Annotated in this window: 18 protein-coding genes and 1 pseudogene; 15 read left to right on the forward strand and 4 right to left on the reverse strand. The window is 71.1% G+C overall.

What is annotated here, in order from left to right; translation table 11 throughout:
• The first annotated feature begins 2 nt into the window (after positions 1-2).
• The gene (hflX, locus tag ACJ7VY_RS06355) at positions 3-1,313 is read left to right on the forward strand and encodes a ribosome rescue GTPase HflX (protein WP_409476590.1); all 1,311 of its coding nucleotides are present in this window, start codon (positions 3-5) and stop codon (positions 1,311-1,313) included.
• Positions 1,314-1,426: 113 nt separating this feature from the next.
• On the opposite strand, the pseudogene ACJ7VY_RS06360 reads toward hflX, so the two are convergent.
• The 3 genes and pseudogenes from ACJ7VY_RS06360 to ACJ7VY_RS06370 all read right to left on the reverse strand — a co-directional run.
• Positions 1,427-1,549: pseudogene (locus tag ACJ7VY_RS06360) on the reverse strand (phosphatidylserine decarboxylase); the annotation flags it as partial.
• Between the two features lie 79 nt (positions 1,550-1,628).
• Positions 1,629-2,471: an archaetidylserine decarboxylase gene (asd, locus tag ACJ7VY_RS06365; RefSeq protein WP_409476591.1), complete on the reverse strand. Its 843-nt coding sequence runs from the start codon at positions 2,469-2,471 to the stop codon at positions 1,629-1,631.
• Positions 2,468-3,115, reverse strand: a complete 648-nt coding sequence (locus tag ACJ7VY_RS06370; protein WP_054664799.1) for an SCO family protein — start codon at positions 3,113-3,115, stop codon at positions 2,468-2,470. Before ACJ7VY_RS06370 ends, asd begins: the two co-directional genes overlap by 4 nt.
• Positions 3,116-3,319: 204 nt before the next feature.
• On the opposite strand from ACJ7VY_RS06370, the gene prmB reads away from it, so the two are divergent.
• The 8 genes from prmB (at position 3,320) to ACJ7VY_RS06410 (ending at position 11,428) form a co-directional block, all read left to right on the forward strand.
• On the forward strand, positions 3,320-4,246 hold the full coding sequence (prmB, locus tag ACJ7VY_RS06375) for a 50S ribosomal protein L3 N(5)-glutamine methyltransferase (RefSeq protein ID WP_104938550.1): 927 nt from the start codon (positions 3,320-3,322) through the stop codon (positions 4,244-4,246).
• The gene (aroC, locus tag ACJ7VY_RS06380) at positions 4,243-5,346 is read left to right on the forward strand and encodes a chorismate synthase (RefSeq protein ID WP_312343796.1); all 1,104 of its coding nucleotides are present in this window, start codon (positions 4,243-4,245) and stop codon (positions 5,344-5,346) included. Before prmB ends, aroC begins: the two co-directional genes overlap by 4 nt.
• Entirely contained in the window at positions 5,339-6,388 is a 1,050-nt protein-coding gene (locus ACJ7VY_RS06385; protein WP_409476592.1) for a 2-hydroxyacid dehydrogenase, read from the forward strand. Before aroC ends, ACJ7VY_RS06385 begins: the two co-directional genes overlap by 8 nt.
• A gap of 83 nt (positions 6,389-6,471) precedes the next feature.
• Positions 6,472-7,497: an aspartate-semialdehyde dehydrogenase gene (locus ACJ7VY_RS06390; RefSeq protein WP_409476593.1), complete on the forward strand. Its 1,026-nt coding sequence runs from the start codon at positions 6,472-6,474 to the stop codon at positions 7,495-7,497.
• A 214-nt stretch (positions 7,498-7,711) separates the two neighbouring features.
• A complete protein-coding gene (locus ACJ7VY_RS06395; RefSeq protein WP_409476594.1) occupies positions 7,712-9,562 on the forward strand; it encodes a FimV/HubP family polar landmark protein in 1,851 nt (616 codons plus the stop codon).
• Positions 9,559-9,939, forward strand: a complete 381-nt coding sequence (locus ACJ7VY_RS06400) for a VOC family protein (RefSeq protein WP_293759230.1) — start codon at positions 9,559-9,561, stop codon at positions 9,937-9,939. Before ACJ7VY_RS06395 ends, ACJ7VY_RS06400 begins: the two co-directional genes overlap by 4 nt.
• Before the next feature lie 59 nt (positions 9,940-9,998).
• A complete protein-coding gene (gene truA / locus ACJ7VY_RS06405; RefSeq protein ID WP_104938555.1) occupies positions 9,999-10,772 on the forward strand; it encodes a tRNA pseudouridine(38-40) synthase TruA in 774 nt (257 codons plus the stop codon).
• Entirely contained in the window at positions 10,769-11,428 is a 660-nt protein-coding gene (locus ACJ7VY_RS06410; RefSeq protein WP_409476595.1) for a phosphoribosylanthranilate isomerase, read from the forward strand. The genes truA and ACJ7VY_RS06410 overlap by 4 nt, the downstream gene beginning before the upstream one ends.
• A gap of 35 nt (positions 11,429-11,463) precedes the next feature.
• On the opposite strand, the gene ACJ7VY_RS06415 is transcribed toward ACJ7VY_RS06410, so the two are convergent.
• Entirely contained in the window at positions 11,464-12,357 is an 894-nt protein-coding gene (locus ACJ7VY_RS06415; protein WP_104938556.1) for a LysR family transcriptional regulator, read from the reverse strand.
• Between the two features lie 283 nt (positions 12,358-12,640).
• On the opposite strand from ACJ7VY_RS06415, the gene trpB reads away from it, so the two are divergent.
• The 6 genes from trpB (at position 12,641) to glmM (ending at position 19,144) form a co-directional block, all read left to right on the forward strand.
• Positions 12,641-13,858, forward strand: coding sequence for a tryptophan synthase subunit beta (gene trpB, locus ACJ7VY_RS06420; RefSeq protein WP_104938557.1), 1,218 nt, complete (start codon positions 12,641-12,643; stop codon positions 13,856-13,858).
• Positions 13,859-13,989: 131 nt separating this feature from the next.
• Complete coding sequence (locus tag ACJ7VY_RS06425) at positions 13,990-14,601, forward strand: hypothetical protein (protein ID WP_409476596.1); 612 nt, start codon at positions 13,990-13,992, stop codon at positions 14,599-14,601.
• A gap of 7 nt (positions 14,602-14,608) precedes the next feature.
• Positions 14,609-15,412: a tryptophan synthase subunit alpha gene (gene trpA, locus ACJ7VY_RS06430; protein ID WP_409476792.1), complete on the forward strand. Its 804-nt coding sequence runs from the start codon at positions 14,609-14,611 to the stop codon at positions 15,410-15,412.
• Between the two features lie 70 nt (positions 15,413-15,482).
• A complete protein-coding gene (locus ACJ7VY_RS06435) occupies positions 15,483-16,667 on the forward strand; it encodes an acyltransferase family protein (RefSeq protein ID WP_409476597.1) in 1,185 nt (394 codons plus the stop codon).
• Positions 16,668-16,886: 219 nt separating this feature from the next.
• The gene (gene accD, locus ACJ7VY_RS06440) at positions 16,887-17,774 is read left to right on the forward strand and encodes an acetyl-CoA carboxylase, carboxyltransferase subunit beta (protein ID WP_409476598.1); all 888 of its coding nucleotides are present in this window, start codon (positions 16,887-16,889) and stop codon (positions 17,772-17,774) included.
• Positions 17,774-19,144, forward strand: coding sequence for a phosphoglucosamine mutase (gene glmM, locus ACJ7VY_RS06445; protein WP_161613147.1), 1,371 nt, complete (start codon positions 17,774-17,776; stop codon positions 19,142-19,144). Before accD ends, glmM begins: the two co-directional genes overlap by 1 nt.
• The last annotated feature ends 5 nt before the right edge of the window (positions 19,145-19,149 follow it).

The raw sequence follows: 19,149 nt of genomic DNA on the forward strand, positions 1-19,149 counted from the left end.
GCGTGTTTGACCGCTCCAAACGAGGCGAACACGCGCTGTTGATCCAGCCGCACGCAGGGCGGCTGGAAGAGGATGTGCTGGAAGAGTTCACCGACCTGGCCCGCTCGGCCGGTGCCAGTATCGCGGCCACCGTGACCGCGCGCATCGACCGCCCCAATCCCTCCACCCTGATCGGCAGCGGCAAGCTGGACGAGGTCAAGGCCATGGCCGACGCCACCGGTGCCGACCTGGTGCTGGTCAACCATGCCTTGACCCCGGTGCAGGAACGCAACCTGGAGCGGTTCCTGGAGCGGCGCGTGATCGACCGCACCGGGCTGATCCTGGACATTTTCGCCCAGCGCGCGCACAGCCACGAAGGCAAGCTGCAGGTGGAACTGGCGCAGCTGCGCCACCTGGCCACGCGCCTGGTGCGCGGCTGGACCCACCTGGAGCGCCAGCGCGGCGGTTCCATCGGCCTGCGCGGCCCCGGCGAAACCCAGCTGGAAACCGACCGCCGCCTGCTGCAGAAGCGGGTGGAGCAGTTGCAGAAGCGCCTTGAAAAAGTCGAGGTGCAGCGCACCCAGATGCGCCGCGCACGCGTGCGCAGCGAAATGCCGCGCGTGGCCCTGGTGGGCTACACCAATGCCGGCAAGTCGACCCTGTTCAATGCGCTGACCGGTGCCGGCGCCTACGCCGCCGACCAGCTGTTCGCCACGCTCGACCCGACCGTGCGGCGTATCGCGCTGCCCGGCGGCAACGCGATGCTGGCCGACACCGTGGGGTTCGTCCGCGACCTGCCGCACGAACTCGTGGCGGCGTTCCGCTCGACCCTGAGTGAAGCACGCGAGGCCGATTTCCTGCTGCATCTGGTGGACGCCGCCGATCCGCTGCGCGAGGAACGCATCGCCCAGGTGGACGAAGTGCTGGAGGCGGTGGGCGCGGGTGAGCTGCCGCAACTGCTGGTGTTCAACAAGATCGACCGCATCGAGGGTGCCGAGGTGCGCCACGACGCGCAGGACGGCGTGCCGGACGAGGCGCGCCGTGAGCGGGTGTGGATCTCCGCGCGCGACGGCCGCGGCCTGGAGCTGTTGCAGTCGGTGCTGGGCAAGCGCCTGGGCCTGCAGCACGTCACCGGCCGCGTGCGCCTGCCGCCGGGCGCTGGCCGGCTGCGCTCGCGGCTGCACCAGCTCGAGGTCATCCGCAGCGAGCAGGCCGACGAGGAGGGCTGGCTGATCGACGTGGACATTCCCATCGCCGAGGCCGAGAAGCTGGCCGCAGGCGCCGACGGCGCGGTGATCCGCGCGCTGCTGCCGGAGCGCGAACCGGAGTGGTGAGTCGTTTGCGATGGACTTGCATGGGAAACGAAACAGGAGCGACGTGAGTCGCTCCTGTTTCGTCATTGTGCTGGCGGTTTCCGCTGGCGGCGCGTCGTCCGCCTGGGGAGATGTCACTTCAACCGCGCCAGCGCCTGCCCCAGCCGCACCGGGCTTTCGGCTTTCAGCGCGGGATCGAACCGCGCCACGCCCGGCGACGGCAGCACGATCACGGTGGAGCCATGGTTGAAGCGGGCCGCGCCTCACTGACGCCAGGGCGCCAGCGGGGTGGGCGCGTCGCCACGCGTCGCGATGTGGCCGCGCCGGAACAGGCCATTACGTCAACCGTGCCAGTGCCTGCCCCAGCCGCACCGGGCTTTCGGCTTTCAGTGCGGGATCGAACCGCGCCACGCCCGGCGGCAGCAGCACGATCACGGTGGAGCCGTAGTTGAAACGGGCCATCTCCGCGAACCGTTCCAGCGTGATCCCCTTGCCGCGCCAGTCCTTGCGGGTGATGCGGTCGCCGTAGGCGGGGATTTCCTCGCCGCTCCAGACCGTTTCCACGCCGCTGACCAGCAGCGCGCCGACCATCACCTGCACCATCGGGCCGAAGTCGGTGTCGAAGTGGCACACCAGCCGCTCGTTGCGGGCGAACAGGCGTGGCACGTGGGCCACCGCGGCCGGGCCGACGCTGAACAGGCGCCCGGGCACGTGCACGGTTTCGCGCAGGGTGCCGGTCCAGGGCATGTGCACGCGGTGGTAGTCGCGCGGCGACAGGTACACGGTGGCGAACAGGCCGTTGGCGAAGGGTTCGGCAGCGCTGGCGTCGCCGAGCAGTTCGGCGGCGGTGAACGACTGGCCCTTGGCCTGGAAGATGCGACCGTCCTCGATCGCGCCAAGCTGGCTGATGCGCCCGTCGGCCGGCATCAGCAGCGCACGCGGGTCGGCATCGGCCACGCGCGCGCCGGGGGCCAGCGCGCGGGTGAAGAAGGCATTGAAGCTGGGATAGCTGCGCGGGTCCGGGTCGGCCGCCTCAGCCAGGTTGACGTCGAACTTCCGGGTCACCGTGTCGATCAGCCAGCGCGACACGCGCGGGCTGCGCGAATAGGCCAGCGAGCGCGCCATCGACGACAGCAGGCGATGGGGCAGGGCATGGGTGAGCGTGGTCAACAGACTCATGGTGCGGTGGTTCCGGTGAGCTTGGTCAGGTCGCTGGCGATCAGCTTCGGGTCGAACGGCGGGCGCATCAGCCCGGCCAGCCGGCCCTCGGGGTCGAGCACCGCGATGCTGGCCGAGTGGTCCATGCTGTAGTCGTTCGGGTTGGTCTTGTAGTTCTTTCCCGGGGCCTTCTGGAACACCAGGCCCAGCGGCGTGGCGAAGCGCTCCAGCGACGGTACGTCGGCGGTGGCGGCCAGGGTGTCCTTGTGGAAGGCATGGGCGTATTCGCCCAGCCGTGCCGGGGTGTCGCGCTCGGGATCGACCGACACGAATACCACGCGCGGGCGCAGGCTTTCGGGAATGCGCTCCCACTGCTTCTGCGCCAGGGCCAGTTCGGACAGGGTGGTCGGGCACACGTCCGGGCAGGAGGTGAAGCCCAGGAACACCAGAGTCCAGTGCCCGCGCAGCTCACCGGGAATCAGGCGGGTACCGTCGGACTGGCTGAGGCTGAAATCGGGCAGCGGCCGTGGCGTGGGGTAGAAAATGATCGAGCCGGCCTGGTGGCCGCCGTTGCCGGCCGGGCCGAATACCTTCTGCGCCAGCAACAGGCCCAGCCCTGCCGCCAGCGCGATGGCCAGGACGATGCCGGTATTGCGGTTGAACATGGACCGTTTCTCCGTAGGGGTGGTGGCGGCCCCGCCAGGGCGGGGCGCGGGTCTGCGGGGGCGGTGGCCGTGCGCGCTGGCGGCTGCTTGCCGGGGCGTTGCGGCCCGATGCCGGGACATCGCCGCAGTTTCGGCTGCAACCGGGCGCTCAATATACCGGGTGCACGCCTATAATCGCAGACCACTCTTGCCCCCCGTATTGCCATGACAGCCCAGGCGGCCGCCGAACTCCACACGATCATCGACCTGATCCGCTACGGCGCCAGCCGTTTCAATGCCGCGGGCCTGACCTTCGGGCACAGCTACGACAATGCGCTGGACGAGGCCACCAGCCTGGTGCTGCATACCCTGCACCTGCCGCCGGACCTGGGCCCGGCCTACGGCCAGGCGCGGCTGCTGGCCGAGGAGAAGCAGCAGGTGCTGGCGCTGTTCGAGCGCCGCATCGCCGAGCGCGTGCCCGCCGCCTACCTGACCGGCGAGGCGTGGTTCGCCGGGCTGAGCTTCAAGAGCGACGCGCGCGCGCTGGTGCCGCGCTCGCCGATCGCCGAGCTGATTCTCAATGGTTTCGAACCGTGGCTGGCCGGGCGCGAGGTCACCCGCGCGCTGGACCTGTGCACCGGTTCGGGCTGCATCGCCATCGCCATGGGCCACTATTACCCGAACTGGCAGGTGGACGGCAGCGACATCAACGACGCCGCGCTGTCGCTGGCGGCCGAGAACAAGGAGCGCCTGCTCGCGCACAACGTCGAACTGGTCAAAAGTGACCTGTTCGCCGGCCTGCAGGGCCGGGTCTACGACCTGATCGTCACCAACCCGCCCTACGTCACCAACGACGAGACCGATGCGCTGCCGCGCGAGTACGCGCACGAGCCGGAACTGGCGCTGCGCGCCGGCGACGACGGCCTGGACCTGGTGCTGAAGATCCTGCGCGACGCCCCGGACCACCTGAGCGAGGACGGCCTGCTGATCTGCGAGGTGGGGGATTCGGAGCAGCACCTGGTCAAGCTGCTGCCGGAAGTGTTCATGTCCTGGATCGAGTTCAAGGTCGGGCAGATGGGCATCTTCGCGGTCGAGGCCGCCGAGCTGCGCGCGCACCACGCGCGCATCGCCGAGCTGGCGGCGCAGCGATGAGTTCCAACGCCTTCGGCAAGCTGCTGACGGTCACCACCTTCGGCGAGTCGCACGGGCCGGCGATCGGCTGCGTGATCGATGGTTGCCCGCCGGGGCTGGAGATCGCGCCGGAGGAGTTCACCCACGACCTGCAGCGCCGCGCCACCGGCAGGAGCCGGCACACCTCGGCGCGGCGCGAGGCCGACGAGGTGGAGATCCTGTCCGGGGTGTATGAAGGCCGCACCACCGGTACCCCGATCGCGCTGCTGATCCGCAACACCGACCAGCGCAGCAAGGACTACAGCAATATCGCCGCGCAGTTCCGCCCGGGCCATGCCGACTACAGCTACTGGCAGAAGTACGGCATCCGCGACCCGCGCGGCGGCGGCCGCTCCTCGGCGCGCGAGACCACCATGCGCGTGGCCGCCGGGGTGATCGCCAAGAAATGGCTGCTGCAGCGCCACGGGGTGACCGTGCGCGGCTGGTTGTCGCAGCTGGGCGGGATCACGCCGACGGGCTTCGACTGGAACGCGGTGGAGGACAACCCGTTCTTCTGGCCCGACGCCGCCCAGGTGCCGGCGCTGGAGGCGTACATGGACGCGCTGCGCAAGTCCGGCGATTCGGTCGGCGCGCGGGTCAACGTGGTCGCCGACGGCGTGCCGCCGGGCTGGGGCGAGCCGATCTACGGCAAGCTCGACGGTGAGATCGCCGCGGCATTGATGAGCATCAACGCGGTCAAGGGCGTGGAGATCGGCGACGGTTTTGCCAGCGCCGCGCAGAAGGGCACCGAACACCGCGACCTGATCACGCCGGACGGCTTCCAGTCCAACCATGCCGGCGGCATCCTCGGCGGCATCGCCACCGGCCAGCAGATCGTCGCCTCGATGGTGCTCAAGCCGACTTCCAGCCTGCGCCTGCCGGGCGCCACGGTGGACGTGCACGGCAATGCGGTGGACGTGGTCACCACCGGCCGCCACGACCCCTGCGTCGGCATCCGCGCCACCCCCATCGCCGAGGCGATGCTGGCGCTGGTGCTGATGGACCAGGCGCTGCGCCACCGCGCGCAGTGCGGCGACGTGGGCACGATGGCGCCGCGCATCCCCGGCAGCCTCGATGGCTGAGCGGCGGCCCCGCGTCTGGGTGGCGCAGCCGCTGTTCGACGACACCGTCGCGCAGCTGGCCGCGTACTGCGACGTGGACGCCACGACGGCCATCACCGCCCATGACAGTGCGGCGCTGGCCGCGCGCCTGGCCGGGGTCGATGGCGCCCTGGTCACGCTCAACGAGCGCATCGGCGCGGCCGAGATCGCCGCTGCCCGGTCGCTGAAGGTCATCGCCAACGTCGGCGTCGGCTACAACAACCTGGACATCGCGGCGTTGGGCGCGGCCGGCATCATCGCCACCAACACCCCCGACGTGCTCACCGAGACCACCGCCGATCTCGGTTTCGCGCTGCTGATGGCCGCGGCGCGGCGCATCGTCGAGTCCGACCGCTGGCTGCGCGATGGCCACTGGGGGCAGTGGTCGTTCACCACCATGCTCGGCGCCGACCTGCACGGCAGCACCCTGGGCATCGTCGGCATGGGCCGCATCGGCCAGGCCATCGCCCGCCGTGGCCACCACGGCTTCGGCATGACGGTGCTGTACCACAACCGCACGCGCCTGCCCGCGGACGTGGAGCAGGCGGCCGGTGCGCGCTACGTTGGCTTCGAGGAACTGCTGGGCCGCGTCGACCACCTGCTGCTGGCGCTGCCCTACAGCGCGCAGAACCACCACCTCATCGACGCCGCCGCGCTGGCGAGGATGAAACCCACCGCCACCCTGGTGAACATCGCCCGCGGCGGTCTGGTCGACGAGCTCGCGCTGGCCGACGCGCTGGCCCATGGCCGCCTGGCCGCGGCCGCGCTGGACGTGTACGAGAACGAGCCCGACGTGCGTCCGGAACTGCTGGCGCTGCGCAACATCGTACTGACCCCGCATATCGGCAGCGCCTCGCTGGCCACGCGCCGGGCGATGGTGCAGCGGGCGCTGGACAACCTGCTCGCCGGCCTTGGCCTGGGCGCGCACGCCGGGCGCCCGGCCAACGTGGTCAATGCCGGGCTGCTGGCCGGCGCCGCCGGCGTGGGCGATGCCGGCGGCAGGATCGACATCAACAAACGATAGGGAGCCTCCGCGGCTGTCGCCGGAGGTTCCCCGAACCTGGCTCGACGTGTGTTCCCCCTCCCCATTTTTCGAGTACACCCCCCATGAGCAATGAAGCCCGTCGTTTCCATATAGCCGTCGTCGGCGCCACCGGCGCGGTCGGCCAGACCATGTTGGCCATCCTCGCCGAGCGCGGTTTCCCGGTGGGCACGCTGAGCCTGCTCGCCTCCGAGCGCTCGGCCGGCCAGCAGGTCGAGTTCAACGGTGGAAAGGTCACCATCCAGGACCTGGCCACGTTCGATCCGACCGGCGTCGAGATCGCCCTGTTCTCCGCCGGTGGCGGCATTTCCAGGGAATACGCGCCGAAGTTCGCCGCCGCCGGCGCGGTCGTCATCGACAATTCGTCCTGCTTCCGCTACGACGACGACGTGCCGCTGGTGGTGTCCGAGGTCAACCCGGAAGCGGCGAAGAACCGCCCGCGCGGCATCATCGCCAACCCCAACTGCTCGACCATGCAGCTGATGCCGGTGCTGGCGCCGATCCACCGCGAGTACGGCATCGAGCGCATCAACGTGGCCACCTACCAGTCCGTGTCCGGCGCCGGCCAGACCGGCATGGAGGAGCTGGGCAAGCAGACCGCGCAGCTGCTCGGGTTCCAGGAGATCGAGCCGGCCAAGTTCCCGGTGCAGATCGCCTTCAACCTGATCCCGCATATCGACGAGTTCCTGGACAACGGCTTCACCAAGGAAGAGATGAAGCTGGTGTGGGAGACCCGCAAGATCCTCGGCGACGACAGCATCCAGGTGAACCCCACGGCGGTGCGGGTGCCGGTGTTCTATGGCCACTCCGAGGCGGTGAACATCGAAACCCGCAGGAAGATCAGCGTCGAGCAGGCGCGCGAACTGCTGGCCGCCGCGCCCGGGGTGAAGGTGGTCGACGAGCGCCGGGCCGGTGGTTACCCGACCCCGGTCACCCATGCCTCGGGCACCGACCCGGTCTACGTGGGTCGTATCCGCGAGGATCTTTCGCACCCGCGTGGGCTGAACCTGTGGGTGGTGGCCGACAACATCCGCAAGGGCGCCGCGCTCAACGCGGTGCAGCTGGCCGAGCTGGTCGCCAACGGCGGCTGAGAGACCAGGCCGGCACAACGCCGGGTCCGCTGTACCGCAACCCTCGGATCGCATCTGGAACACAGCTCCCTGCGTCAGGGGGCGCGCCGAAGGCGGGGGGGGAGCGAGAGACGGGGCCCGCGGTTTGCGCAGCAGACCGTGGGACGCCAGCGCGCCGCGCGGGGTGTCGTCCCCGCGGTATTCGGAACCCGGCTGTGCCGGTATATTTGCCGGCATGAAACCAAGGGGCAGGGGCGCGACGCGCTCGATACAAGGCATGCTGGTGCTCGCGCTGGGGCTGTACAGCAGCGCCGCGCTTGCCCTCGGCCTGGGCAACATCCGCGTCCTGTCCAGGCCGGGGCAGCCGCTGGTGGCCGAGATTCCGGTGATCTCCAGCGACCCGGGCGAGCTGGAGCGCGCCACGGTGGGGCTGGCGTCGGCGGCGACCTTCGAGCGCGTCGGCCTGTCGCGCCCGGAGGGGCTGGTCGGCGAACTGCAGTTCCAGTTCGCCCAGGATGCGCAGGGGCGGGCGGTGGTCCGGGTGACCAGCGCGACGCCGGTACAGGTGCCGGCGCTGAGCTTCCTGATCGAGGTCGACTGGGGGCAGGGGCGGCTGGTGCGCGAATACTCCGCGCTGGTCGCCGCGCCGGAGGCCGCCACCGCGGTCGCCGAGCCGGTGATCGAGGCGCCGGCGGCGGCCCCGTCCAACCTGATCGTGCGCGAGCCGGCACCTTTGCCGGCATCGGCACCCATGCCAACCGCAACGCCGAAGCCCGCGCCGGCCACGGCCGCGGTCGCCCCGGCCGCTGCGCCGCGTCCGGCGCCCGTGGCGCAGGCGCCGACGCCGGATGGCACCCTGGCGCCGGTACGCAGCGGCCAGACCCTGTCGGGCATCGCCGGCCAGCTGGCCCGTGACAACGGCGTTTCCCTGGACCAGGCGATGGTCGCGCTGCTGCGCGCCAACCCCGAGGCGTTCATCCGCGGCAACGTCAACCTGCTCCGCCAGGGGGCCGTGCTGCGCGTGCCGGAAAGCGGCGAGCTGCAACGCATCGACAGCGCCGCCGCGCGCGTGCTGGTGCGCGAGCATGTCGCGCAGTGGCGCCAGGCGCGTGCGCCGATTCCGCAGCCTGCGCTGGCCGGTGCGGCGGCCAGCGTGGCCAGGCCGGCGACGGCGCCGGCGCCGGCGGCAGCAAACGATGCGCGGCTGGAAATCGCGCCGGCAGTGGCCGGTGCGCAACAGGCGGCAGGAACGACGACCGGGCTCGAGGCCGGTGGCGAGGGCGACATGGCGGCGAACGAACAACTGCGGCAGGCCAGGGAAGACCTCGCCACGCGCGATGCGGAATTGCAGGAACTGCGCGAGCGCGTGGCCGAGCTGGAGAAGCTGCAGGCACAGCAGCAGTCGCTGATCGCGATGAAGGACAGCAACCTGGCCGCGGCGCAGCAGCGCCTGGCCGAGGTCGGGAAGAAGGAGCCGGCAGGTACGGCGCCATGGGCGTGGTTGGGGGTGTTGCTGCTGGTAGTGGCCGCGGCGGGCTGGTGGCTGTCGCGCCGGCGCCGGCCTTCACCGCTGCCGCCGGCGCCGGGCGCCGGCCATGCTGCCGCTATGGAGTTGTCCGCGCTGGCCGCGGCAATGCCCGCGGTGGAGGCGCAGGCCGCGGCCCGGGACCTGCCTGCCATGCAGGAACATGCGCCCGTTGTCGAAGTCGAGCTCGAGGCCGAGGCCGAGGCCGAAGCCGAAGCCGAAGCCGTGCCGTTCTGGTCGAGGCCATCCGCTGGCACCCCCGCATCGCGTCCGCCGCGACAGGCACCGGTGCTGTCGCCCGACGCGGCACCGGTGCCGGGCGCTGAGGGCGCACCGGCGGAACCCGCCGCACAGGACACCGACACCTGGCCGGCCGCCGACATGGCCAGCCTGGCGCCGCTCAATCCGGCCCCGGCCGGGCGCGAACGGCTCGAACTGGCGATCGCCTATCTGGACCTGGGCGATGCGGAAACCGCGCGCACGCTGCTGAACGAGGTGGCGGCGGGCGAGGACGTGCAGGCGCGTGCCGAAGCAATGGAACTACTGGGACGGCTGCGATGAGCGGACAACAGGCGGCGGTGAAGCATGAGCGGCGCATCGACTACGTGGAGTTCGCCTCGCGCGATCCCGCGGCGAGCCGGCGCTTTTTCGAAGCGGTGTTCGGCTGGAGTTTCGAGGATTACGGCCCGGACTACACCGCGTTCGACGATGGCGGCCTGCAGGGCGGCTTTTTCCGCGGCGAACCGGTGACCAGCGCCGCCGGTGCGCCCCTGGTGGTGTTGCACGCCACCCAGTTGTCGCCGTTGCAGGCGGCGGTACTGGCGCATGGCGGGCGGCTGAGCAGATCCGAATTCACCTTTCCCGGTGGCCGCCGTTTCCAGTTCATCGAGCCCGGCGGCAACGAGCTGGCGGTGTGGTCCCAGCGCGACGCGGATTGAACAGGCGCCCGCCGGGGATTCCAGCCCCGGCCGCGGCTGGCGACAGGAGAAGTTTGACGATGCGCTATGCGCTGGGCGTGGAATACGACGGCAGCGATTTCAAGGGCTGGCAGCAGCTGGGTGAGAGCGGCTGCGCCAGCGTGCAGGCCACGCTGCAGGCGGCCCTGTCCTCGGTGGCCGATGCCCCGGTGGGCGTGGTCTGCGCCGGGCGTACCGACGCCGGCGTGCACGGCGAATGCCAGGTGGTGCATTTCGACAGCGACGTGGCGCGCACGCCGCGCGGCTGGGTGCTGGGCACGACCACGCGGTTGCCGCCGTCGGTGTGCGTGCGCTGGTGCGTGCCGGTGGCCGACGATTTCCATGCGCGTTTCTCCGCGCGTGCGCGGCGCTACCGCTATCGCCTGCTCAACCGCCAGGTGCGGCCGGCGCTGTACCGGCAGACGCTGAGCTGGGAGCGGCGCCCGCTGGACGCCGGTGCGATGCACCGCGCGGCGCAGGCATTGCTGGGCGAGAACGACTTCAGTTCGTTCCGCAGCGTGCAGTGCCAGGCGCTGCATGCCCGCCGCGAACTGCAGGCGATCTCGGTCGTGCGCCAGGGCGAGGTGGTCGAGGTGCAGGTGCAGGCCAACGCCTTCCTGCACCACATGGTGCGCAACATCGTCGGCTCGCTGCTGCTGGTTGGTGCCGGCGAGCAGCCCGAATCGTGGATCGGCGAGCTGTTGGCGCTGCGCGACCGCACGCAGGCCGGGCCGACCGCGCCGCCGCAGGGGCTGGTGTTCGTGGGCCCGCTGTATCCTGACCAGTGGCAATTGCCGGCCGAGGTGACGCTATGACCCGCACGCAGTTCCGCACCCGCATCAAGTTCTGTGGCATGACCCGCGCCGGCGACATCCGCCTGGCCAGCGAGTTGGGCGTGGACGCCATCGGCTTCGTGTTCGCCCGTGGCAGCACGCGCCGGGTGGCGCCGGTCGAAGCCCGCGCCATGCGCCAGGCGATCTCGCCGATGGTCGACGTGGTGGCGCTGTTCCGCGACAACAGCCGCGAGGAAGTGCGCGAGGTGATGCGCACGGTGCGGCCCAGCCTGCTGCAGTTCCACGGCGACGAGGACGACACCTTCTGCCGCGCCTTCAACATGCCGTACCTGAAGGCGGTGGCGATGGGCGGCGCCCAGGCCGTCACCGCGCGCGGGCTGCAGCAGTCCCACCCGCATGCGGCCGGTTTCCTGCTGGACAGCCACGCGCCGGGCGGCAGTGGCGGCAGCGGCGTGGCGTTCGACTGGTCGCAGGTGCCGGCCGGCCTGCACCGGCCGTTCCTGCTGGCCGGCGGCATCCGCCCGGACAATGTGTTCGACGCGATCACCACGGTGCAGCCGTGGGGGGTGGATGTCTCCAGCGGCATCGAGTCGGCGCCGGGCATCAAGGATGGCGAGCGCATGCGCCGTTTCGTCGAGGAAGTGCGCCGCGCGGACCTGCACGACGTGCCCGCGTAAACGCGGGCCTGCCGCGGCGCCCGCGCGGTGCCCGCCTACGCGGCCAGTTGCCGCCGCAGCCAGTCCGCCAGCGCGTCGACCCGCGGGTGCCGGTCGCCGCCGGCAGTGCACAGCGCCCACTGTCCCTCGGTGTCGACGAACCCCCACGGCGCGACCAGGCGGCCATTGACCAGGTCGTCGGCCACCAGCGGCTCGGGGGCGATGGCGATGCCGAGTCCGGCGACCGCCGCTTCAAGCAGGTAGTACAGGTGTTCGAAGCCAGTGCCCTGGCGCAGCGCCGCAGGGTCCAAGTCGTTGAGCGTGGCCCAGGTGGGCCAGGCCTGGGGCCGCGAACGGGTGTGCAGCAGCGCGTGCTCGAGCAGCGCCTCCGGCGGCTGGTGCACGAGCCGCTGCGCGCCATGCATGGACGGGCTGAACACCGGGCCGATGCGCTCGCTGCCCAGGCCATGCACGCTCCACCCGGCCGGCCACGGCGCCTGGCCGAGCAGCAGGGCGGCATCCAGTCCGGCCAGCCGTGGCGCGAAATCGCCGTCCTGCGCGGCCAGGTGCAGGGTCAGGCCCGGCAGGTCGCGCTGCAGCTGCTGCAGGCGCGGGATCATCCAGCGCGCCAGCACGCTGCCCGGGCAGCCGAGCACGAAGGCGTCGTTGCGTTTGCCACGGCGCAGTGCGGCCACGCAGTCGCGCAGCTGCGAGAACGCCCCGGAGGTGGCTTCCTGCAGGCGCCTGCCGGCGGCGGTGGGGCGGATGCCGCGGCCGTCGCGTTCGATCAGCGCCACTCCCAGTTCCTCCTCCAGGGCCCGCACCTGGCGGCTGACCGCGCCATGGGTCACGTGCAGTTCGTCGGCGGCAAGGCTGACGCTGCGCAGCCGGGCAGCGGCCTCGAAGGCGCGCAAGGCGTTGAGCGAGGGCAGGGCGTGATCGTCTTTCATGGCGCACATCCCTGTGCGCCACCCTGCGGGCGGCTTCGCCGTGAATAACGGCTGTCCTGCCGTTCTTTCATGGCGCACCCCAGACCGCCCTGGATGGCGGGAATGCCGGTTTTGCAGGAGCAAAAGCCGGCCCCGCGCCACCCTGCGGGCGGTGTTGCCAAGAAGAACAGCTGCCCGGTTGTTTTTTCATGTGAGTTTTTCTAACACATTACAGCGCATATATCGATTTTCACGGACGCGCGCGTGCGCTACGGTGCAGGCCTGTCCCGCCCCGCGTGATGCCATGACCGCTGCACCCATCCCCGATTTCCATGCCTTCCCCGACGCCCACGGGCATTTCGGCCGCTACGGCGGCAGTTTCGTCGCCGAGACCCTGGTCGGGCCGCTGCAGGAGCTGGCTGCCGCCTACGACCAGGCGCGGGTCGATCCGGCGTTCATCGCCGCCTATGACAAGGACCTGAAGCACTACGTCGGCCGGCCCAGCCCGATCTACCACGCCGAGCGCCTGAGCCGTGATGTCGGCGGCGCGCAGATCCTGCTCAAGCGCGAAGACCTCAACCATACCGGCGCGCACAAGGTGAACAACACCATCGGCCAGGCGCTGCTGGCCGCGCGCATGGGCAAGACCCGCATCATCGCCGAGACCGGTGCCGGCCAGCATGGCGTGGCCAGTGCCACCGTGGCTGCGCGCCTGGGCCTGGAGTGCGTGGTCTACATGGGCGCCACCGACATCGAGCGGCAGAAGATCAACGTCTACCGGATGAAGCTGCTGGGCGCCACGGTGGTGCCGGTGAGCAGCGGCTCGGCCACGCTCAAGGACGCGCTCAACGAGGCGATGCGCGACTGGGTGACCAACGTGCGCGACACCTTCTACATCATCGGCACCGTCGCCGGCCCGGACCCGTATCCGCGCATGGTGCGCGACTTCAACGCCATCGTCGGCCGCGAGGCGCGCGCGCAGATGCTGGAAGACTACGGCCGCCTGCCCGATGCGATCACCGCCTGCGTCGGCGGCGGCTCCAACGCGATCGGCCTGTTCCATGCCTTCCTCAACGACCGCGGGGTGAAGATCTACGGCGCCGAGGCGGCCGGCGACGGCATCGCCAGCGGGCGTCACGCGGCTTCCATCTCGGCCGGTCGCCCCGGCGTGCTGCATGGCAACCGCACCTACGTGCTGTGCGACGACGACGGCCAGATCACCGAGACTCATTCCATCTCCGCCGGCCTGGATTACCCGGGCGTCGGCCCCGAGCATGCGTTCCTGGCCGACAGCGGCCGCGCGCAGTACGTGGGCATCACCGACGACGAGGCGCTGGCGGCATTCCACCGCCTGACCCGCACCGAGGGCATCCTGCCGGCGCTGGAATCCAGCCACGCGGTGGCGCAGGCGATCAAGCTGGCGCGCGACCTGCCGAAGGACGCGCTGGTGCTGTGCAATCTGTCCGGCCGCGGCGACAAGGACGTGCATACCATCGCCGCGCGCGAAGGGCTGTCGCTGTGAGTGCCTGCCCACGCGCCCGCTGCGCCCAGCGCGGGTCCGCCACGTGCTGCCCGCAGTGCCCGCGCATCGCCTGTGCGCCGCGCCTGATCCGATCCGCCACCGACGGCAGGCAGGCGCCGCGCGCGCCGGTCATGCGCGGCGTCGCGCTGGCCTGCCTCGCGCTGGCGCTGGCGGCGTGCACGCCGGCGCCGCCCGCGGCCACGCCGGCACCGACCGCCGCGCCCGCCGCACCCGCACCGGCCGCCGCACCGGAAGCGAGGGATGCAGCGGCGCAGCTGGCCGCCGTGGGCGACCTGCGGATCGGCGCCGCGTTCGGCAAGGCGCCGGGCGACGCGGCCTTCGTAGCGGCCGGCATGCGCGAGGCGATGGAGGGCGACTGCGAGTACTACGACCGCGGCTCGCTGCCCGAAGGCATGTCGATGATGGTGATCGCCGACCACATCGTGCGTTTCGACGTGGATGGCGAAGGCGACCCGGGAGTGCGCGTGCACACGCGGCCGGCGGGTGCGCCCGTCGTGCCGTTCGGGCTGTGGGTGGGCATGGACGTGGCCGAGGCGAAGAAGCGCCTGCCGGCCGGCGTCGTGGTCAGCCCGCACGCCTACGTATCGCCCAACGGCGACTACCTGACCTGGACCGACGCGCAGGCCGACCTGGCGCTGCGCCTGGAAACCCTCGACGGCGTGGTGACCTCGATCTACTGGGGCCGGCCGGATGCGGTGGAACTGATTGAAGGATGTGCCTGAGATGACCGTGAACCGTATCGACGCGTGCTTTGCCCGCCTGCGCGCCTCCGGGCGCAAGGTGTTGATCCCGTTCATCACCGCCGGTGATCCTTCGCTGGAAGCCACCGTGCCGGTGATGCACGCGCTGGTCGCCGCCGGCGCCGACGTGATCGAGCTGGGCGTGCCGTTTTCCGACCCGATGGCCGACGGCCCGACGATCCAGCGCAGTTCCGAGCGCGCGCTGGCGCGCGGTGCCGGCCGCCGTTACGTGCTCGACAGCGTGGCCCGGTTCCGCATGCAGGACGCGCTCACTCCGGTGGTGCTGATGGGCTATCTCAACCCGGTGGAAATCCGCGGTGCCGCCCGGTTCGCCAGCGAGGCGGTGGAGGCCGGCGTCGACGGCGTGCTGCTGGTCGACCTGCCGCCGGAAGAAGCCGCCGAGATCCGCGCCGCGTTCAGCGCCGCCGGGCTGGCGCTGATCCTGCTGGCCTCGCCGACCAGCAGCCAGGCGCGGCTCGATGGCCTGTGCGACGCCGCGCAGGGCTACCTTTACTACGTCAGTTTCGCCGGCGTCACCGGCGCTTCGGAGCGGTTGGACAGTGCCGCCGCCGGCGAACGCCTGCGGCTGCTGCGCAGCCGCTCGAAGGTGCCGGTGGTGGCGGGGTTCGGGATCAAGGACGCCGCCAGCGCGGCGGCGATGGCGGCCGATGCCGATGGCGTGGTGGTGGGCAGCGCGCTGGTCGCGGCGATGGCCTCAGCCGACGCCGTGGAAGCGGCGGTGCACGGCGCCGGCGCTTTCCTGGCGCCGCTGCGGCAGGCGCTGGACGCCTGAGCGACGCACCCGCCACGCGCGGGTGCCGGGCATGGATAATGCGGACCGGCCCGGGTCCGCAGGATGGCGCTTGAACGGTTCAATGATGCAGGCCGGTGGCCGCAACCCCGGCATCGACGCCTTGCGTGGTGTCTCGATCGTGATGGTGGTGCTGCACCACCTGGCGCTGCGCATCCCGTTGCGCGATACCGCACTGGGCGACGTGCTGCCGCGGCGCGTGCTCGACGCGCTGAGCTACAACGGCTACGAGGCGGTCTTCGTGTTCTTCGTCGTGTCCGGCTTCCTGATCGCGTCGCATTCGTTGCGGCGCTGGGGCGCGCTGTCGTCCATCGACCTGCGCGCCTTCTACGTGCGCCGTGCCGCGCGCATCCTGCCGTGCCTGTTGCTGCTGCTGGCGGTGTTGAGTGTGCTGCACCTGGCCGGCGTGCCGTCCTACGTGATCGACGGCGAAGGCCAGTCGCTGGGCGGCGCGCTGTTCTCGGCCCTGGGCCTGCACCTGAACTGGTACGAGGGCCGCACCGGCTGGTTGCCCGGTGGCTGGGACGTGCTGTGGTCGCTGTCGATCGAGGAAGTGTTCTACCTGGGCTTCCCGCTGCTGTGCCTGCTGCTGCGCCGGCGCACGCCGCTGCTCGTGCTGCTGGCGCTGGCGGCGCTGTCGCTGCCGTTCACCCGCGCCGCCCTGGCGGGCAACGCGATATGGCAGGAGAAGGCCTATCTGCCGGGAATGGCGGCCATCGCCACCGGCGTGCTGGCCGCGTTGCTCATCGAGCGCTGGCCGCCACCGCCGCGGACCGCGCGGCTGCTGCGCGTGGCGGGCGTGCTGGGCCTGTTGGCGGTGCCGCTGTATGGGCGCGAGCTGTGGGCGTCGCTCGGCAACGGCTACATGCTGGTGCTGACCGGGTCGGCGGCGATGCTCATTGCCGGCCTGCACGGCGGCGGTACGGGCGCGCCGATGCGCGGACTGGGCTGGCTGCGTGCCTGCGGCCGGCTCAGCTACGAAATCTACCTGACCCACATGTTCGTGGTGTTCGGTCTGGTGGCGCTGTACCGCCACGGTGGCAGCGATATCCGTTCCGGGTTCTGGTGGTACCTGCCGTTGCTGGGCCTGTGCTGGGCGCTCGGGGCGCTGCTGGCGCGGTTCTATTCGGACCCCTGCGACCGCGCCGTGCGGCGGCGCTGGCTGGGGGCGCACGACGCACCGGGCAGCGGCCTGACGGGCGCGGTGCCAGCGCCCCTGGGCGGCGCCCGCCCCTAGGCCCGCGCGGACCTGTCCGCGGCGGACGCCGGCGCGTCCCGCGGCTGGCCGGCGGGACGACCCGGGAGGGAGGTCGATCGGGCAGGGCGGGGTGCCATCGCGTTTCCGCGCGATGCTGCCGGCCCGGGCTCTGTACGCTACCGTCGGTTTGCCGCCGCGCGCTAGACTGTCGGCCCTGTCGCGGCCCCCGGGCCGCCTAGAACGGAACCGTCATCCCGCATGAGCTGGCTCAGCAAATTGATGCCTTCGGGCATCCGCACCGACAACACGCCCAACCGGAAACGCAGCGTCCCCGAGGGGCTTTGGGAAAAGTGCAGCAGTTGCGGTGCCGCCCTGTACCGGCCGGAGCTGGAGGAGAACCTGGAGGTCTGCCCCAAGTGCGGCCACCACATGGCGATCCGCGCCCGGGCCCGCCTGGCGTCGCTGTTCGATGCCGACAGCACCACCGAGATCGCCGCGCGCCTCGGGCCGACCGACCTGCTCAAGTTCAAGGACCAGAAGAAGTACGCCGAACGCATCAAGGCCTCGCAGAAGAACACCGGCGAGTACGACGCGCTGGTGGCGATGCGCGGCACCGTGAAGGGACACCCGCTGGTCGCGGCCTCGTTCGATTTTGCCTTCATGGGCGGCTCGATGGGCTCGGTGGTCGGCGAGCGCTTCGCACTGGCGGCCGAGACCGCCCTGGAAATCGGCGCGCCGTTCGTGTGCTTCTCCGCCAGCGGCGGCGCGCGCATGCAGGAAGGCCTGTTCTCGCTGATGCAGATGGCCAAGACTTCGGCCGCGCTGGGCAAGCTGCGCGAAGCCGGCCTGCCGTACATCTCGGTGCTGACCCATCCCACCACCGGTGGCGTGTCCGCCTCGTTCGCGATGCTGGGCGACATCAACATCGCCGAGCCGCAGGCGCTGATCGGCTTCGCCGGCCCGCGGGTGATCGAGCAGACCGTGCGCGAGAAGCTGCCCGAAGGCTTCCAGCGTTCCGAGTTCCTGCTCGAGCACGGCGCCATCGACCAGATCTGCGACCGCCGCGAGATGCGCGAGCGCCTGGCCGACCTGCTGGCGATGCTGATGCGCCGCGAGCGCCCGGCCGACGACGTGGCCGCCGCCTGATGGTGGCGCGCAGGTATTTCGGCACCGACGGCATCCGCGGCCGGGTCGGTGAAGGCGCGATTTCCGCCGATTTCGTGCTGCGCCTGGGCAATGCCTACGGCCAGGCGCTGGTGCGCGCCACCCAGGCGCGCGTCGCCGGCCGCAAGCCGCTGGTGGTGATCGGCAAGGACACGCGCATCTCCAACTACATGTTCGAGGCCGCGCTGGAGGCCGGGCTGGTGGCGGCCGGGGTGCACGTGCAGCTGATGGGGCCGATGCCGACCCCGGCGGTGGCGCACCTGACCCGCTCGCTGCGCGCCGACGGTGGCATCGTCATCTCCGCCTCGCACAACCCGCACCACGACAACGGCATCAAGTTCTTCTCCGCGCAGGGCGAGAAGCTCGACGACGCCACCGAGCTGTCGATCGAGGCCGCGCTTGAGCAGCCGTTCGCGACCGTGGCGTCCGAACACCTGGGTAAGGCGGTGCGCACGCGCGATGCGATCGGCCGCTATGTCGAGGCCTGCAAGAATTCGGTGCCGCGCGACTTCGACCTGCAGGGCATGCGCATCGTGGTCGATTGCGCCAATGGCGCGACCTACCAGGTGGCGCCGCTGGTGCTGCGCGAACTGGGTGCCAGCGTCGAGGCGATGGGCGTCGAGCCCAACGGCGTGAACATCAACGACGGGGTCGGCTCGATGTACCCGCAGGCGCTGGCCGCCCGGGTGCGCGCCAGCGGGGCCCACCTGGGCATCGCCTTCGACGGCGATGGCGACCGCCTGCTGTTCGTGGACAGCGATGGCGTGGTGCACGATGGCGACGACCTGCTGTACCTGCTGGCGCTGGACTGGAAGGCCAGTGGCCGCCTGCACGGGCCGGTGGTGGGCACGCTGATGACCAACTACGGGTTCGAGCAGGCGCTGGCGCAGGCCGGCATCGGTTTCCTGCGCGCCGACGTCGGCGACCGCTACGTGCACAAGGCGCTGCTGGAACACCATGGCGTGCTCGGCGGCGAAGCCTCGGGCCACCTGCTGTGCCTGGACCGGGCCACCACCGGCGACGGCATCATCAGCGCGCTGCAGGTGCTGGAGGTGCTCCGGCGCCGCGGCATCACCCTGCAGCAGGCGCTGGCCGGGCTCAGCCGGGTGCCGCAGCAGACCATCAATGTCCGGGTCGGGCAGGGCATGTCCGCCAAGGAGATCGTCCGCTCACCCGCGGTGGCCGCGGCACTGGCCGGCGCGCAGGTCGCGATCGTCGGGCGCGGACGCGCGTTTCTGCGTCCGTCCGGCACCGAGCCGGTGGTGCGGGTGACGGTGGAGGCCGACGACGCCGGGCTGATGCAGGCCACGCTTGAGCGCCTGGCCGACGCGGTCAAGGCCGCCGCGGCATGACCAAA

The sequence above is a fragment of the Stenotrophomonas sp. Y-13 genome (assembly GCF_046267925.1).
GTDB classification, from domain to species: Bacteria; Pseudomonadota; Gammaproteobacteria; order Xanthomonadales; family Xanthomonadaceae; genus Stenotrophomonas; species Stenotrophomonas acidaminiphila_A.

What these genes read in the sequence shown, in the direction of transcription:
- ACJ7VY_RS06415 (WP_104938556.1), bottom strand. Translation starts at nt 12,357, where the DNA reads ATGAAAGACGATCACGCCCTGCCCTCGCTCAACGCCTTGCGCGCCTTC.
- trpB (WP_104938557.1), top strand. Translation starts at nt 12,641, where the DNA reads ATGACCGCTGCACCCATCCCCGATTTCCATGCCTTCCCCGACGCCCAC.
- aroC (WP_312343796.1), top strand. Translation starts at nt 4,243, where the DNA reads ATGAGTTCCAACGCCTTCGGCAAGCTGCTGACGGTCACCACCTTCGGC.
- ACJ7VY_RS06385 (WP_409476592.1), top strand. Translation starts at nt 5,339, where the DNA reads ATGGCTGAGCGGCGGCCCCGCGTCTGGGTGGCGCAGCCGCTGTTCGAC.
- ACJ7VY_RS06425 (WP_409476596.1), top strand. Translation starts at nt 13,990, where the DNA reads ATGCGCGGCGTCGCGCTGGCCTGCCTCGCGCTGGCGCTGGCGGCGTGC.
- ACJ7VY_RS06400 (WP_293759230.1), top strand. Translation starts at nt 9,559, where the DNA reads ATGAGCGGACAACAGGCGGCGGTGAAGCATGAGCGGCGCATCGACTAC.
- accD (WP_409476598.1), top strand. Translation starts at nt 16,887, where the DNA reads ATGAGCTGGCTCAGCAAATTGATGCCTTCGGGCATCCGCACCGACAAC.
- glmM (WP_161613147.1), top strand. Translation starts at nt 17,774, where the DNA reads ATGGTGGCGCGCAGGTATTTCGGCACCGACGGCATCCGCGGCCGGGTC.
- truA (WP_104938555.1), top strand. Translation starts at nt 9,999, where the DNA reads ATGCGCTATGCGCTGGGCGTGGAATACGACGGCAGCGATTTCAAGGGC.
- ACJ7VY_RS06370 (WP_054664799.1), bottom strand. Translation starts at nt 3,115, where the DNA reads ATGTTCAACCGCAATACCGGCATCGTCCTGGCCATCGCGCTGGCGGCA.
- prmB (WP_104938550.1), top strand. Translation starts at nt 3,320, where the DNA reads ATGACAGCCCAGGCGGCCGCCGAACTCCACACGATCATCGACCTGATC.
- ACJ7VY_RS06410 (WP_409476595.1), top strand. Translation starts at nt 10,769, where the DNA reads ATGACCCGCACGCAGTTCCGCACCCGCATCAAGTTCTGTGGCATGACC.
- asd (WP_409476591.1), bottom strand. Translation starts at nt 2,471, where the DNA reads ATGAGTCTGTTGACCACGCTCACCCATGCCCTGCCCCATCGCCTGCTG.
- ACJ7VY_RS06395 (WP_409476594.1), top strand. Translation starts at nt 7,712, where the DNA reads ATGAAACCAAGGGGCAGGGGCGCGACGCGCTCGATACAAGGCATGCTG.
- ACJ7VY_RS06390 (WP_409476593.1), top strand. Translation starts at nt 6,472, where the DNA reads ATGAGCAATGAAGCCCGTCGTTTCCATATAGCCGTCGTCGGCGCCACC.